This window comes from Pseudomonas sp. SDO524_S393 (genome assembly GCF_054071875.1).
Window position 1 is genome coordinate 1 of the sequence record NZ_JBSVVZ010000052.1, and the last position, 14,730, is coordinate 14,730.

Sequence of the window (14,730 nt, forward strand, 5' to 3'; positions counted from 1 at the left end):
CATCTATGACTGACCCACCGCATTCGCGGGCAAGCCCGCTCCCACAGTCGATCTTTGGTGTGTCCAGAGCTGTGGTCAGCCAGCGTAACCCTTTTGAATTCAACCTGTGGCAATGCGAACCCTTACTGTTTAGCCGATGCAGGTGTATCGTATCTGCCCTTTGCAGGCCCCGGGCCTGCGGCTGATACGTGAGGTTGTTGTGTCCCGATCCTTTTCCCGTCGACAAATCCTGGGTGGTCTTGCAGGCTTGGCCGTCGTAGGCGTTGGTGCTGGTGGCGCCTACCGCTACTGGCTGGGGAAAGTCGCCGAGGCCGAGGCAGGGCACGATTACGAACTGATCGCCGCGCCCCTGGACGTGGAACTGGTGCCAGGACACAAAACCGAGGCCTGGGCGTTCGGCCCTTCGGCGCCGGGCACCGAGTTGCGGGTGCGCCAGGGTGAATGGCTGCGGGTACGTTTTATCAACCACCTGCCGGTGGCCACCACCATTCATTGGCACGGCATCCGCCTGCCGCTGGAAATGGACGGCGTGCCCTACGTGTCCCAGTTGCCGGTGCTGCCTGGCGAATACTTCGACTACAAATTCCGCGTGCCCGATGCCGGCAGTTACTGGTACCACCCCCATGTGAACAGCAGCGAAGAGCTTGGCCGTGGTCTGGTCGGCCCGCTGATCATCGAGGAGCGCGAGCCCACTGGCTTCAAGCACGAACGCACCCTGAGCCTGAAAAGCTGGCACGTGGACGAGGAGGGTGCCTTCGTCGCCTTCAGTATTCCCCGCGAAGCGGCGCGTGGCGGCACGGCGGGCCGGCTGTCGACCATCAATGGCGTGTCCCAGGCCGTGATCGATCTGCCTGCCGGGCAGATTACCCGTGTGCGTCTGCTCAACCTCGACAACACGCTGACCTATCGCCTCAACATCCCGGATGCTGAAGCGCAGATCTACGCGCTGGACGGCAACCCGGTGGAGCCGCGCCCGTTGGGCGAGGAATACTGGCTGGGCCCGGGCATGCGCATTTGTCTGGCAATCAAAGCGCCGCCGGCGGGCGAGGAACTGTCCATCCGCAACGGCCCCGTGCGCCTGGGCACCTTCCGCTCGGTGGCCAATAGTGATGCGCCCACCGAATGGCCGCCGGCACTGCCGGCCAACCCGATTGCCGAGCCGGACCTGGCTAACGCCGAAAAACTCAACTTCAATTTCGAATGGGTCGGTTCGGTGTCGGTGAATGTCGACAACGGCAAGCCGCCGAGCCTTTGGCAGATCAACGGCAAGGCCTGGGACATCACCGACAAGACCTGTGCGGATCGCCCGATTGCCAGGCTGGAGAAGGGCAAGAGCTACATTTTCGAATTGAAGAACATGACCCAGTACCAACACCCGATCCACCTGCACGGCATGAGCTTCAAGGTGATCGCCTCGAACCGCCACAAGGTGATTCCGTACTTCACCGACACCTATCTGCTGGGCAAGAACGAACGTGCCCGCGTGGCGTTGGTGGCGGATAACCCCGGGGTGTGGATGTTCCACTGCCATGTGATCGACCACATGGAAACCGGCCTGATGGCCGCCATCGAGGTAGCCTGATGCGCCAGATTCGCCCCGCGGCCATCATCGACCGCAGCCGCGACCAGGACTTCATGCGCGAAGCCCTGGCCCTTGCCGCCCAAGGCGCCGCGCTCGGCGAAGTGCCGGTGGGCGCGGTGCTGGTGCAGGACGGTGAAATCATCGGTCGCGGCTTCAACTGCCCCATCAGCGGCAACGACCCCAGCGCCCATGCCGAAATGGTCGCCATCCGCGCCGCCGCGCAGGCGATCAGCAACTACCGTCTGGTGGGCAGCACCCTGTATGTGACGTTGGAGCCCTGCAGCATGTGCGCGGGCTTGATCGTGCATTCGCGTATCGCACGGGTGGTGTATGGCGCGCTGGAACCGAAGGCGGGGATCGTGCAGAGCCAGGGGCAGTTCTTTACCCAGGGTTTTCTCAACCATCGGGTGCTGTTTGAAGGTGGCGTGTTGGCCGAGGAGTGCGGGACCGTGCTGAGCGAGTTCTTCAAGGCCCGCCGCGTAAAACCACAAACCACCTGACACCTCATGCCCCTGTGGGAGCAGGCAAGCCAGCTCCCACAGTTGATCTCCATTTATTCAGATGGAGTGGGGTTATTTCTTGGCGATGATCACCGCCCGCATCGGCGCCGGCAGCCCTTCGATCGTCTTGCTGTGATCTTCCGGGTCCAGGAAGTCGCTCAGCGACTGATACTTCATCCACTCCGTGCCACGCTGTTCCTCGACGGTCGTGACGCTCACATCCACGCAGCGCACATCGCTGAAGCCGGCGCGGCGCAGCCATAGCATCAGTGCCGGCACCGACGGCAGGAACCACACGTTACGCATCTGCGCATAGCGGTCTTCCGGCACCAGCACCTGCTGCTGATCGCCTTCCACCACCAGGGTTTCCAGCACCAGCTCGCCGCCTTTGACCAGGGTGTCCTTCAGCGCCAGCAAGTGCTCGATGGGCGAGCGACGGTGGTAGAACACGCCCATGGAGAACACGGTGTCGAAGCCCTCCAGGTTGGCTGGCAAATCTTCGAATGGAAACGGCAGGTGCCAGGCCCTGGGTTCCGACAGGTAACGTTGCACCGCCTGGAACTGGCAGAAGAATAGCCAATTCGGGTCGACGCCAATCACGCTGTCGGCGCCGGCGCCGAGCATGCGCCACATGTAGTAACCGTTGCCGCAGCCCACATCGAGGATGCGCTTGCCCTTCAGGTTCAAGTGCGGGGCCACCCGCGACCACTTCCAGTCCGAACGCCATTCGGTGTCCACGTGCACGCCGAACAGGTGGAACGGCCCTTTGCGCCACGGGCTCAAGCCCATCAGTGCGGTGCGCATCTGCGCGCGGGTGGCGTCGTCGCAGTCGGTGTCCAGGGTCAGGCCGTTGAGCAGGTCGACTTCGCTGGGCATCACTTCGGGCAGTGCATCCAGCGCACTGCGCCAACGCTCCAGGTCGCCATGGCCTTTTTCCATCTTGCTATCGAGTTGCGCTTGCAGGCCCTGGGCCCACACGGCCAGGGGCGTGCCGACCAAGTGGCGGGCGAGGGGGGACAGATCAATCATGGCAAGGCAATCAACGAGGCAAAGTTAAGACACTGGAACCACGGCACCACTTTGGAGAACCCGGCGGCCAGCAGGCGTTCGCGGTGTTCTTCGAGGCTGTCGGGCTTCATGACGTTTTCGATGGCACTGCGCTTCTGGGCGATTTCCAGTTCGCTGTAGCCGTTGGCGCGTTTGAACGCGATATGCAGATCGGTGAGCAGTGCGTGTTCCTCGGCATCGTTGAAGCGCAGCTTCTCCGAGAGGATCAGTGCACCGCCCGGCAACAACGATTGGCGAATACGCGAAAGCAACGCCAGGCGCTCATCCGGGGCGATGAATTGCAGGGTAAAGTTCAGCGCCACCACCGAGGCCGGCTGGAACTGCAACGCGAGAATATCGCCTTCGATCACCTCCACCGGCAACAACTCCTGGAACATCGAGTCCTGACCGTTGAGGTATTCGCGGCAGCGCTCGACCATCGCCGCGGAGTTATCCACCGCAATCACCCGGCAACCGTCGGTGCGCACATGACGACGCAATGCCTGGGTGACGGCGCCCAGGGATGCGCCCAGGTCGTACAGCACGCTGTTGGGTTGGGCAAATTGCGCCGCGAGCACACCGAGGTTCTCGACGATGGTCGGGTAACCTGGCACCGAGCGCTTGATCATGTCCGGGAACACCCGCACCACGTCTTCGTTGAAGGCGAAGTCCGGCACCTGCGACAGGGGCTGGGCGAATAGACGATCGGGTTCTTTGCTCACGGTGGTTCCGGCGACGATAAAGGAAAGGCCGGCATTTTAGCCAAGTTGGCCTTCGTGCGCGCGGGTTGTCTGATGGAAAGCCGATGCAGTGATCCCCCACTGGCCCAGCCAATACGTGATGATCAGCAAATACGGCGCCGCCTCGAACGCCACGACGAAGCGATTGATACCAATCAGCGTGTCGGAAAACACAAACGATGCCGCGCCTGCCGCCGCCAGCAACGCGGAGCGTTTCGGCACCTCAGTGCCCAGCCGGGCCAGGGCACGCCAGAGCATCGCGCTGATCACCAGCGCATAAACCACCACGGGAATCAGCAGGTCGCCCAAGCCATGGGCAATCAGAATGCTCAACAGGATCGCACCCACGCCCAGCGCCAACACCAGCGGCAACAGCGCCAGGCGGCGACAGTCGCTGAAATAGGCCTTGAGGTACGCCAGGTGCGCGAACAGGAAGGCGCCGAGGCCGAAGATGAACAGGTCGCCCGGCCAGGCCAGCAGCACATCGCCGACCAGGGAAAAAATCAGCCCCAGGCTGATCCAGCGTCGATAGTCGGTAGGGGGCGCATCATGCAGCCAGCCCAGCAGGGCCAACACCGGCAGCGGTTTGACCAGCAGGCACAGTAACGTAGCGTGGGTGGTCAGGCCGTAGATGAAGGTGCCGGCACCCATCAACGCAAGAATCAGCCAAGGCATCTCAGTTCACCGTGATGGCGCAGTCGAAGGTGTCGACGGGTTCGGCTTCCGGTTCCCAGGGTTGCTGAGAGGTCAGGCGCAAACGGCCCTGGCCTGTGGTAAACGCCTGGAAGCGCCAGGTCGACTGGCCGCCGCCACCGATCACGCCGGATTCCGCGCTGCTGTAGACCTCAGGGCTCAGTGCGCGCAGTACGCCTCCGGCGGAATCCTGGATGGCCCAGCGATAGCCGGTGGTGGGATTGCTCGGCAGGGTGAGGATCAGGTTTTGGCCGCTTTTCAGCTGGAGCGGGCAGGCGCTCTGATTGTCCACCGTGACGTTGTGCTTCGGTGCACTGGCGCACGCGGCCAGCAGGGCAAGGCTCAAGGGGAGAAGCAGGCGGGCAGCGGTCATGGAGGCTCCGTTGTATGACGACGAAGACCGAGCATAACCGAAGATGAGACAAGGTGTGACAAGAGGGGGTTGTGTTGTGGCGACGAACGCAATCGCGGGCAAGCCCGCTCCCACATTTGACCGATTTGTCATCAACAACACCGATCCCTGTGGGAGCCGGGCTTGCCCGCGATGAGGCCAGGCCAGGCATTACATCACGATCAGAACAACACCTTCGCCACATCCGCAAAGCGCTTGGCAAAGTGCACGGTCATGCCTTCCTTCAGGTACTCCGGCAATTCCTCGAAGCTGCCGCGATTGGGTTCCGGCAGGATCAGCTCGTGAATCTTCTGACGCCGTGCCGCAATCACCTTCTCGCGCACACCGCCGATCGGCAGCACATGCCCGGTCAAGGTCAGCTCGCCGGTCATGGCCACGCCTTTTTTCGGCGGCTGGTTGCGCGCCAGTGACAGCAGCGCACTGGCCATGGTCACGCCGGCGCTCGGGCCATCCTTGGGCGTGGCGCCCTCCGGTACGTGCAAGTGCACGAAGGCTTCGTCGAAGAATTTCGGGTCGCCACCGAACGACTTCAGGTGCGAGGTGATGTAGCTGTAGGCGATCTCGGCGGACTCCTTCATCACTTCACCCAATTGCCCGGTGAGCTTGAAGCCACGGTTGAGCGTATGGATGCGCGTTGCTTCGATCGGCAAGGTGGCGCCACCCATGCTGGTCCAGGCCAGCCCAGTGATCACGCCGGTGCCGGACAGCACCTGCTCGTTGCGGAATACCGGCATGCCCAGGGAGCTTTCCAGGTCCTTGGGGCCGATCTTGATCACCGCGTCCGGTTCGTCCAGCAACCTGACCACCGCCTTGCGCACCAGCTTGCCCAGCTGTTTCTCCAGCTGGCGCACCCCGGCTTCACGCGCATAACCATCGATCAATGCGCGCAGGGCGCTGTCGCTGATGGTCAGGCTGTTTTTCGCCACGCCGGCTTTTTCCAGCTGTTTTGGCCACAGGTGGCGCTTGGCGATGGCGACCTTTTCTTCGGTGATATAGCCCGACAGACGAATCACTTCCATACGGTCCAGCAATGGGCCGGGAATGGAGTCCAGGGTGTTGGCGGTGCACACGAACAGCACTTTGGACAGGTCCAGGCGCAGGTCCAGGTAATGGTCGAGGAATTCGACGTTCTGTTCCGGGTCGAGGGTTTCGAGCAGGGCCGAGGCCGGATCGCCCTGGTAGCTCTGGCCCATCTTGTCGATCTCGTCGAGCATGATGACCGGGTTCATCACCTCCACATCCTTGAGCGCCTGCACCAGCTTGCCGGGCAAGGCACCGATGTAGGTGCGCCGATGGCCCTTGATCTCGGCCTCGTCGCGCATGCCTCCGACGCTGAAACGGTAGAACGGCCGACCCAGGGATTCGGCGATGGACTTGCCCACGCTCGTCTTGCCCACACCCGGCGGGCCCACCAGCAATACGATGGAGCCGGCGATTTCGCCTTTATAGGCGCCTACCGCAAGGAACTCGAGAATGCGGCTCTTGATGTCGTCCAGGCCCGCATGGTGTTTATCCAGCACCTTGCGCGCATGTTTCAGGTCGAGCTTGTCTTCACCGTACACGCCCCATGGCACCGAGGTCGCCCAGTCCAGGTAGTTGCGGGTCACCGCGTACTCGGGTGAGCCGGTTTCCAGGATCGACAGCTTGTTCAGTTCTTCATCGATGCGTTTCTGCGCCTGGGCTGGCAACACTTTGCCCTCCAGGCGCTGCTCGAACTGTTCGACATCCGCGCTGCGGTCATCCTTCGTCAGACCCAGCTCCTGCTGGATGACCTTGAGTTGTTCCTTGAGGAAGAACTCGCGCTGGTGCTCACCGATCTTGCGGTTCACTTCGGCGGAGATTTCCTTTTGCAGGCGTGCGACTTCCACTTCCTTGCGCAGCATCGGCAGCACTTTTTCCATGCGCTTGAGCATGGGCACGCAGTCGAGTACTTCCTGCAATTCATTACCGGTGGCCGAGGTGAGTGCGGCGGCGAAGTCAGTGAGCGGTGATGGATCGTTGGGGCTGAAGCGGTTGAGGTAGTTCTTCAGCTCCTCGCTGTACAGCGGGTTGAGCGGCAGCAATTCCTTGATCGCATTGATCAGCGCCATGCCGTAGGCCTTGACCTCGTCGGTCGGTTCGCTCGGTTGATGTGGGTACTCGACTTCCACCAGGTACGGCGGCCGATGGTGCTTGAGCCAGGTACGGATGCGCACGCGGGTCAGGCCCTGGGCCACGAACTGCAATTTGCCGTTCTCGCGGCTGGCGTGGTGCACCTTCACCAGGGTGCCGTACAGCGGCAGGCTGGAAGTGTCGAAATGGCGCGGGTCTTCCGGTGGCGTGTCCATGAAGAACAGGGCAAGGGAATGGTGGTCGGACTTGCTCACCAGCTCCAGGGTTTCGGCCCAGGGTTCCTCGTTGACGATCACCGGCAGCACTTGCGCCGGGAAGAAAGGCCGGTTGTGGATCGGGATGATGTAGACCTTGTCCGGCAGGTTTTGCCCGGGCAGCGCCAGGCCGGTGTTGGACGATGGAGCTTCAGCGTTTTCGGGGTCGGCGTAGTCGTTCAGGTCGTAATCGGGGAAGGCTTGCTGGTCGCTCATGGGGCACCTGCATCAGGAAGTATGGAGGTTAGATGGGGCGGTGCTGCGGTGGTTTCAATGGCTATGGACGCTTGGCAACAATTTGCATGAAATCAGAAGCTTCTTCCTACGCCGCGAATTGATTCGTCCTTCAAGGCCGGTGAGGCAGCGATGCGGGCTCCACACGCCACCGGTCAAGCGAGTGTCGCCAATAAAATGACAGCGGAATCCCTGATTTTATTGGGTGCACGAATCCAAGGTCCCAGCTAATCTGGTTTGAGCAGATACTCAATCTCAGTGGACGTTTTTTTGACGCCAAGTCAGCAGTTGCCAGGGAGGCCTATGACAAAGGGACGTAGTGGCAGGAACCGGCGAAGGCTGCCAGAGGGCACTGCAATGAGGTGGCGCCATACGTTCCAAACCCGCATTGCCGGGGTGCTGGCGCTATTGCTGCTGGTGGTCGTCGCCGCGACCTATTTTGCCGTCAAGACCGCCACCACCCGTGCCGTGGAAAACCAGGCGCAAGTCCAGCTCAAAACCGGCAGCCAGGTGTTCGAGCGCTTGTTGGACCTGCGCGGACGTCGCCTGCAATACGGTCTTGACTGGCTCACCGTCGACGGCCCGTTCAAGCAAGCGGTCGCCGAAGGCAAGACCGTGCCGATCCTTGCCGCCCTGCGCCGTCACGGTACCGGCATCCGCGCCAGTGAAGTGTTTGTACTGGGCCTCGATGGCAAGGTAATGGTCAGTACGTTGCCGTTGCTGACGCGCGGTCAATCGTTCCCCTATGAAGACGCGCTGCGTCACGCCCGGCGCAGCGGCCTGCAAATGCTGATTGTGGCCATGGACGGGCGCCCCTATCTGCTGGTGCAGGACGAAGTGCTCGACCCGTTGCCCATTGCTCGCGTGATCATGGGGTTCCCCATGGACAAGCTGTTCGCCGATGAGCTGCGATCCATGAGCAACCTGGAAGTGTCCTTCCTCAGTGTGCAGAACGGCCAGGTCGGCGAGTTGTTCAGTACCCAGCCCGACGCTTATCAGGCCGCGATCATCAGCACACTGCGTGACGCTCACCCCAACCCCGAGGCGCAGATCAACCTGTTTTACGGGCAGCGCGTGCTCAGCCAGGTGTTGCCGTTGGCCAATACCGGTGACGGTGATGAGGTCCGCGTGCTGCTGCAAAGCCCGCTGGACCATGCCCTGGAATCCTTTGCGCCGCTGGACCGGCAGTTTCTTGCGATTGCCATGGCGGTGCTGGTGGTGTCGCTGGGCGCTGCGTTGTTCCTGGCGCGACGGGTATCGCGTCCGCTCAATGCGCTGGTGGAAGCCGCCGAGCGCATCGGCGCCGGTGATTACCGCGCGCCGGTACGGGTGCGCAGCCACGATGAGTTCGGCCTGCTGGCCCGTGCGTTCAATGCCATGCAAAGCGGCATCGCCGTTCGCGAGCGACAACTGGCCCACAATGCCCTGCACGACCCGCTCACCGGCCTGCCCAATCGCGCCCTCGCCATGGAACGCCTGGGCAGTGCGATCAGCGCGGGGCGGCCGGTCGTGTTGTTGTACCTGGGCATCGAAAACTATCGGGTGATCAACGAAGGCTTCGGTCCCCAGGGCGTGGAGGAGATGCTGCGCGAGGCCAGCCGGTGTCTGTCCATGAGCCTGTTGGCCAGTGACACCGCTGCGCGGATCGCCGGCAGCGAGTTTCTGTTACTGCTGGAAAACACCGAGATCGACCGCGCCGTGGCCCGCGCCGACCGCTTGTATGCGCTGCTGACCGAGCCCCAGCGCATCGGCGATGACGAATTGCGTCATGAGGTGAGCATCGGTATCGCCGCCTACCCGGCCGATGGGCAGCAGGTGGAAGAACTGATCAGCCGTGCTGCGATTGCCCGGCACGATGCGGCCAGCCTGCCCGGGCACTTGCAGATCTATCAGCAGGACCGCGACCTCGCCCATCAACGCCAGATCACCTTGATCCGCGACCTGCGTCGGGCGGCGGTCGAGGGCGAGTTGTACCTGTGCTACCAGCCCAAACTCGACCTCACCCACGGCCATGTGCGCCAGGCCGAAGCGTTGCTGCGCTGGCAGCACGCGACCTTGGGCCTGGTGTCACCCGCCGAATTCATCCCCTTGGCCGAACGCACCGGCAGCATGAGCAGCCTGACCCTCTGGGTGATCGAAGAGGCCATCCGCCAGATCGCCGAATGGGCGCAGCGGGGTTTGCATATCCAGCTGTCGGTGAATATCTCGGTGGACGACCTGGCCGATGACGACCTGGCCATCCGCGTCACCACCTTATTGATGCAGCACGATGTAATGGCCCAGCAGCTGATTTTCGAGATCACCGAAAGCGCGATCATGCACAACCCTAAACAGGCCCTGAGCGTGCTGGAGCAACTGCGCGGCTGCGGGATCAGCCTCTCGGTGGATGACTTCGGCACCGGTTACTCCTCCCTGGCGCAATTGCAGCGTTTGCCGGTGCAGGAACTGAAGATCGACCAGTCCTTCGTGCGCAACCTCGACAGCACCAGCGGTGACGGCGTGATCGTGCGCTCGACCATCGAAATGAGCCACAACCTGGGCCTCAAGGTGGTGGCCGAGGGCGTGGAGTTCGAGCCCAGCCTGAAGCTGCTCAAGCAGTGGAAGTGCGACACCGCCCAGGGCTACCTCATCAGTCGGCCACTGAACGCCCAGGCGTTCGAACGGTGGATGCGGCGCGAGCGGGTGCCGATCTAGAGCGGCGACGGTAGAGGGATGCGATTCAAGACGCTCGATGTGCTCCATCGGGCGTTTTTTATGGGGGGCGATCCGTGGATGGGGGAGTAATTTTAAGTGTATGCACTAATATGTGTTACCGAGGGTGTCATTGCTCGTTGGCTCGTTGCCTAAAGGTGTTTTTATAATTGATTGATTTGTATGTGTTAATTATAAATTTATAAAATTCAATCTTCCATGGCTCACGATTTGCACGCGCCGATATGGCGTTAAAAAATCACAATAATAGTGTGTACGCCATATTAATTGCACCGGAAGAAGGCAGGACGCTCACAGGCGGTGCATCACCTTAAGCGGTTGAGTGGGGGTCAGCTATGCCATTGCGCACGTGCAAGTCGAGTCAGGTCCAGGATCACGCTATCAAGCAGGGCTTCAGGCCGGCCAGTCCCCCGGCTGGCTGAACGCCAGCGCTGACAAGGTCAGCGATTTACCCCTAACCCATCCCTATACAAGGTCTGCGCCTCGCAGCTGGACCTCACGGCACTCTATTGCTTGGAGAAAACCGCCATGTCCCGATTCAACCGGCCTTTGCGCCTGATGTTGTTGTGCTGCGCCTCTCTGCTGTGTACCCCCTTGCTGGCCGACGACAGCACGTCGCCCAAACCCTTCGGTCACCTGAGCTGGCGCAGTGACGATGGCGCCAGGTCGCTGGACTTTGGCGGTTCGGTACGCCTGAACCATCGGTACGAAGACTGGAAAACCAGCAGCAATGACCCGGCCCGTTTGCTGTTCGATATCGCTCGCTTCGAGGTCAAGGGCCAGTGGGACCGGTTTTACCTCGACGGCGGCTACACCTTCCAGGACCGTAACCGGCGTTCGATCGAGCATGCCCTGGTCGGCTATAAATTTCAGAGCGGCGATGACCTGCAACTGGGCATTGTCTACAAACCCTTCGGTATCTACCCCTATCCGGAAAATGGCTGGACCTTTCATATCCCGTATTTTCTGGGCTACGCCGATAGCGCCGCCCCAGGGCTCAAATACAGTCACCCGCTGGGGGATTGGAACCTGCAGGCCGCGTTCTTCCCGCGCATGATCCCCGCCGACCGGCGCTACACCCCGGAAGTCGGTACCTACAGTGACCTCAAGGACAATGCCCTGGCCAGCCTGCACGGTCAGGACAATGAGAAACGCAACCAACTCAGCCTGCGCCTGGCGCGTCCCTGGGGCAGTGATGGCTGGAATAATGAGGTGGGCCTGTCGCTCACCGGTTCCCAGGTGTACAACGGCACCACCGACCGCAACGGCAGCTATTGGGCGACCGCCGCACATGCCACGTTGAATAAAGGACCGTGGAGCACGCAACTGATGGGGATCCGCTATCAGTACAACCTGCGGAACCCCGACGGGGTCAGCGATGCCAGTGTGCTGATGGGCAGCAACGGCGTCAGCCCGGCGTATCTGGTGGCGGCCAAGGGTAACGTGGGCGTGTTCAACATCGGCTACACGCTGGATACGCCCCAACTGGGCAAGGTCAAAAGCGTCAAGTTCTACAACGACTACAGCGTGCTGCACAAAGACGAGAGCCATTGGAACAGCTCGCAGATGGACACCCTGGGCGTGAAGTTTCTGGCGGGGCCGATCGTGACCTGGGTGGACCTGACCTGGGGCAAGAATGCCAACCCTTACGGCGGCGTTGAAAATGGTACCGGCTGGACCTCGACCGGCTCATCGGGCAGCAACGACTGGTACTTCAGAACCAATGTGAATATCGGTTACTACTTCTAGCGCAGGCCCATGAAAAAAGGCGGCTACCCATCACTGGGCGGCCGCCTTTTCGTTGCCACCGGTAACGCTTAATCCGGCAGCTTGAACGCCATTACGTAGTCACCCTGTTTGGTACCCAGGGAACCGTGACCGCCGGCCACGACCAGCACGTATTGCTTGCCGTCCTTGCCGGTGTAGGTCATCGGCGTGGTTTGCGCGCCCGCCGGCAGGCGGCCTTCCCACAGTTGCTTGCCGTTTTTCACGTCATAGGCACGCAGGTACTGGTCCAGGGTGCCGCTGAGGAACGCCACGCCACCCGCAGTGGTGAACGTACCGCCCAGGCTTGGAACGCCCATGGTCAGCGGGATCGGCACCGGCGAGCTGTCACGCACGGTGCCGTTCTTGTGCATCCACAGGGTTTTGTGAGTGGTCAGGTCGACCGCTGCCACATAACCCCACGCCGGTGCCTGGCACGGCAGGCCCATCGGCGAGAGCAGGGCTTCGAGGATCACGCCGTACGGCGCGCCTTTGTTCGGCTGCACGCCTTCGGTTTCGCTGACGCGCGGGCCTTGCTTGGCGATATCGGCCGCCGGGATCAGCTTGGATTTGAACGCCATGTAGCTCGGGTTAACGAACGCGATCTGGCGAACCGGGTCGACGGAAATACCGCCCCAGTCGAACACACCGAAGTTGCCCGGGTACACGATCGAGCCCTGCAACGACGGCGGGGTGAACGGGCCGTCATAGCGCATCGACTTGAAGTCGATCCGGCAGATCAGTTGGTCGAACGGCGTCACGCCCCACATGTCACGTTCCTTGAGGGGCGGCGGCATGAAGTTCAGGTCGGACTTGGGTTGGGTTGGCGAGGTGTGATCACCGGCCACGGCGCCTTGCGGTACCGGGATCTCGTTGATCGGTACCACCGGCTGGCCATTGCTGCGGTCCAGCACGTAGATGCTGCCTTGCTTGGTCGACGCCATCACCGCTTGTTTCACGCCGTCGGCGGTCTTGATGTCGATCAGCGAAGGCTGGCCGCCCACGTCCATGTCCCACAGGTCATGGTGGGTGAACTGGAAGGTCCACTTCACATGGCCGGTGTCGATGTCCAGGGCGGTCAGGCCGGCGCTGTATTTTTCGGAGTCCGGGGTGCGGTCACCGCCGTACTGGTCGGGCATCTGGTTACCCATCGGCAGGTAGAGCATGCCGAGTTTTTCATCCACGGCGAACATGGACCACATGTTCGGCGAGTTGCGGGTATAGGTCTTGCCTTCGGCCAGCGGGGTGGTGTCGTCGGGGTTGCCGCTGTCCCAGTTCCACACCAGTTTGCCGGTGTGCACGTCGAACGCGCGGATCACGCCGCTGGGCTCGTCGGTGGACACGTTGTCGGTGACGTGACCGCCGATCACCACCAGGTTTTTGGTCACGGCCGGCGGCGAGGTGGAGTAGTAACCGCCCGGGGCGAAGCTGCCGATGTTGGCGCGCAGGTCGACCTGGCCTTTGTCACCGAAGTCTTCGCACATCTTGCCGGTGTCGGCGTTGAGGGCGATCAGACGGGTGTCGGCGGTGGGCACGAAGATGCGTTTCGGGCAGGCGTTCGGCGCCGCAGCCGGGCTGGCGCTGCCGGTGGGGCTCTGCTCGGAAGCGTAGGCGGCGTCATCGTGATACGACACGCCACGGCAGGTCATGTGCGCCCAGCCTTTGAAGTTTTCGGCGCCCTGGCTGCTGATCTTCGGATCGAAGCGCCAGATTTCCTTGCCGGTGTCCGGGTCAAGGGCGATGACCTGGCTGTGGGGTGTGCACACGTAGAGCATGCCGTTGACCTTCAGCGGTGTGTTTTCCGCCGTGGTCTCGCCCGGGTCGTTCGGGCCGGGGATGTCGCCGGTACGGTAGGTCCACGCCGGCACCAGCGTGTGGGCGTTGTCGGCGGTGATTTGTTTCAGCGGCGAGTAGCGATCACCAAAGGCCGAGCGGCCATAGGAGTTCCAGTCGCCATCGGCCTGGGTCGGCGCGGCGCTGGCCATGCCCGGCACGGCGTCGCGGTCCAGTTGGCCCTTGACCAGCTCACCGGGGTTGGTGAATTGGCTGGCCACGGCGGTAGCGCCCGCCAGTACCACGGCCACGCTCAACGCGGCAGTGCCCACTGGCGCGGCCTGGCCACGCAGCAACGGACGGCGAAACCACGGGAGCAGCATGACGATGCCGAGGGCGAACAGCAGCGCCAGGCGTGGCACCAGCTGCCACCAGTCCAGGCCGACTTCCCACAGCGCCCACACCGTACTGGCGAACAGCACCAGTGCGTACAGGCCCAGCGCCGCGCGGCGGGTGGCCAGCAACAGGATGCCGGTGAGGGCGATGCCGATACCGGCCAGCAGGTAATACAGCGACCCGCCGAGCATCGTCAGCTTGATACCCCCGGCCAGCAAGGCCAGGCCCATGATCAGCAGCAAGACGCCAAGCAACCTGGGCAGCAGGCGGCTGGGGCTCGAAGCACCATCAGTGCTCATAGTGTGTTTCTCCATGACGTTGGAATTGTGTTTCCCCGTGTGTCTTCACTGTAGATGACGATTTGGCACGGGCTTGGTTCAGCAGTATTTGGTTTTTGTGTGGATAACTTGGGTTATCCACAGGTGGGTGATGGATTTGCACGCACGTTCAAGGCAAAGACAGCGCTGTCTTTGTGGGGCGGATTTATCGGCAAAATAGGGGCGACCGCAAG

At 62.0% G+C, this 14,730-nt stretch carries 10 protein-coding genes; 4 read left to right on the forward strand and 6 right to left on the reverse strand.

The window, feature by feature from the left end:
• Positions 1 to 199 precede the first annotated feature (199 nt).
• Positions 200 to 1,582 (forward strand): multicopper oxidase family protein, encoded by a 1,383-nt coding sequence (locus ACW9IB_RS20845; RefSeq protein ID WP_457365112.1) that lies wholly within the window; start codon positions 200 to 202, stop codon positions 1,580 to 1,582.
• Positions 1,582 to 2,082, forward strand: coding sequence for a tRNA adenosine(34) deaminase TadA (gene tadA, locus ACW9IB_RS20850; protein WP_457415319.1), 501 nt, complete (start codon positions 1,582 to 1,584; stop codon positions 2,080 to 2,082). Before ACW9IB_RS20845 ends, tadA begins: the two co-directional genes overlap by 1 nt.
• 72 nt (positions 2,083 to 2,154) lie before the next feature.
• Here tadA and cmoB read toward each other — a convergent pair whose 3' ends face one another.
• The 5 genes from cmoB to lon form a co-directional block, all read right to left on the reverse strand.
• Positions 2,155 to 3,111: a tRNA 5-methoxyuridine(34)/uridine 5-oxyacetic acid(34) synthase CmoB gene (gene cmoB / locus ACW9IB_RS20855; protein WP_457415321.1), complete on the reverse strand. Its 957-nt coding sequence runs from the start codon at positions 3,109 to 3,111 to the stop codon at positions 2,155 to 2,157.
• Positions 3,108 to 3,851 (reverse strand): carboxy-S-adenosyl-L-methionine synthase CmoA, encoded by a 744-nt coding sequence (gene cmoA / locus ACW9IB_RS20860; RefSeq protein WP_457365109.1) that lies wholly within the window; start codon positions 3,849 to 3,851, stop codon positions 3,108 to 3,110. The genes cmoB and cmoA overlap by 4 nt, the downstream gene beginning before the upstream one ends.
• 36 nt (positions 3,852 to 3,887) lie before the next feature.
• Positions 3,888 to 4,544, reverse strand: a complete 657-nt coding sequence (locus tag ACW9IB_RS20865; RefSeq protein ID WP_457415322.1) for a lysoplasmalogenase — start codon at positions 4,542 to 4,544, stop codon at positions 3,888 to 3,890.
• Position 4,545: 1 nt separating this feature from the next.
• Positions 4,546 to 4,935 (reverse strand): protease inhibitor I42 family protein, encoded by a 390-nt coding sequence (locus ACW9IB_RS20870; protein WP_457365107.1) that lies wholly within the window; start codon positions 4,933 to 4,935, stop codon positions 4,546 to 4,548.
• Positions 4,936 to 5,135: 200 nt separating this feature from the next.
• Positions 5,136 to 7,556, reverse strand: a complete 2,421-nt coding sequence (lon, locus tag ACW9IB_RS20875; RefSeq protein ID WP_457415325.1) for an endopeptidase La — start codon at positions 7,554 to 7,556, stop codon at positions 5,136 to 5,138.
• Positions 7,557 to 7,931: 375 nt separating this feature from the next.
• Between lon and ACW9IB_RS20880 the strand changes: the two genes are divergently transcribed.
• Together ACW9IB_RS20880 and ACW9IB_RS20885 are read left to right on the forward strand one after the other, a co-directional pair.
• The gene (locus ACW9IB_RS20880; protein WP_457415327.1) at positions 7,932 to 10,268 is read left to right on the forward strand and encodes a putative bifunctional diguanylate cyclase/phosphodiesterase; all 2,337 of its coding nucleotides are present in this window, start codon (positions 7,932 to 7,934) and stop codon (positions 10,266 to 10,268) included.
• 546 nt (positions 10,269 to 10,814) lie between these two features.
• Positions 10,815 to 12,035, forward strand: coding sequence for a hypothetical protein (locus ACW9IB_RS20885; RefSeq protein WP_457415329.1), 1,221 nt, complete (start codon positions 10,815 to 10,817; stop codon positions 12,033 to 12,035).
• Between the two features lie 68 nt (positions 12,036 to 12,103).
• Here ACW9IB_RS20885 and ACW9IB_RS20890 read toward each other — a convergent pair whose 3' ends face one another.
• Complete coding sequence (locus ACW9IB_RS20890; RefSeq protein ID WP_457365103.1) at positions 12,104 to 14,518, reverse strand: glucose/quinate/shikimate family membrane-bound PQQ-dependent dehydrogenase; 2,415 nt, start codon at positions 14,516 to 14,518, stop codon at positions 12,104 to 12,106.
• Positions 14,519 to 14,730: the final 212 nt, after the last annotated feature.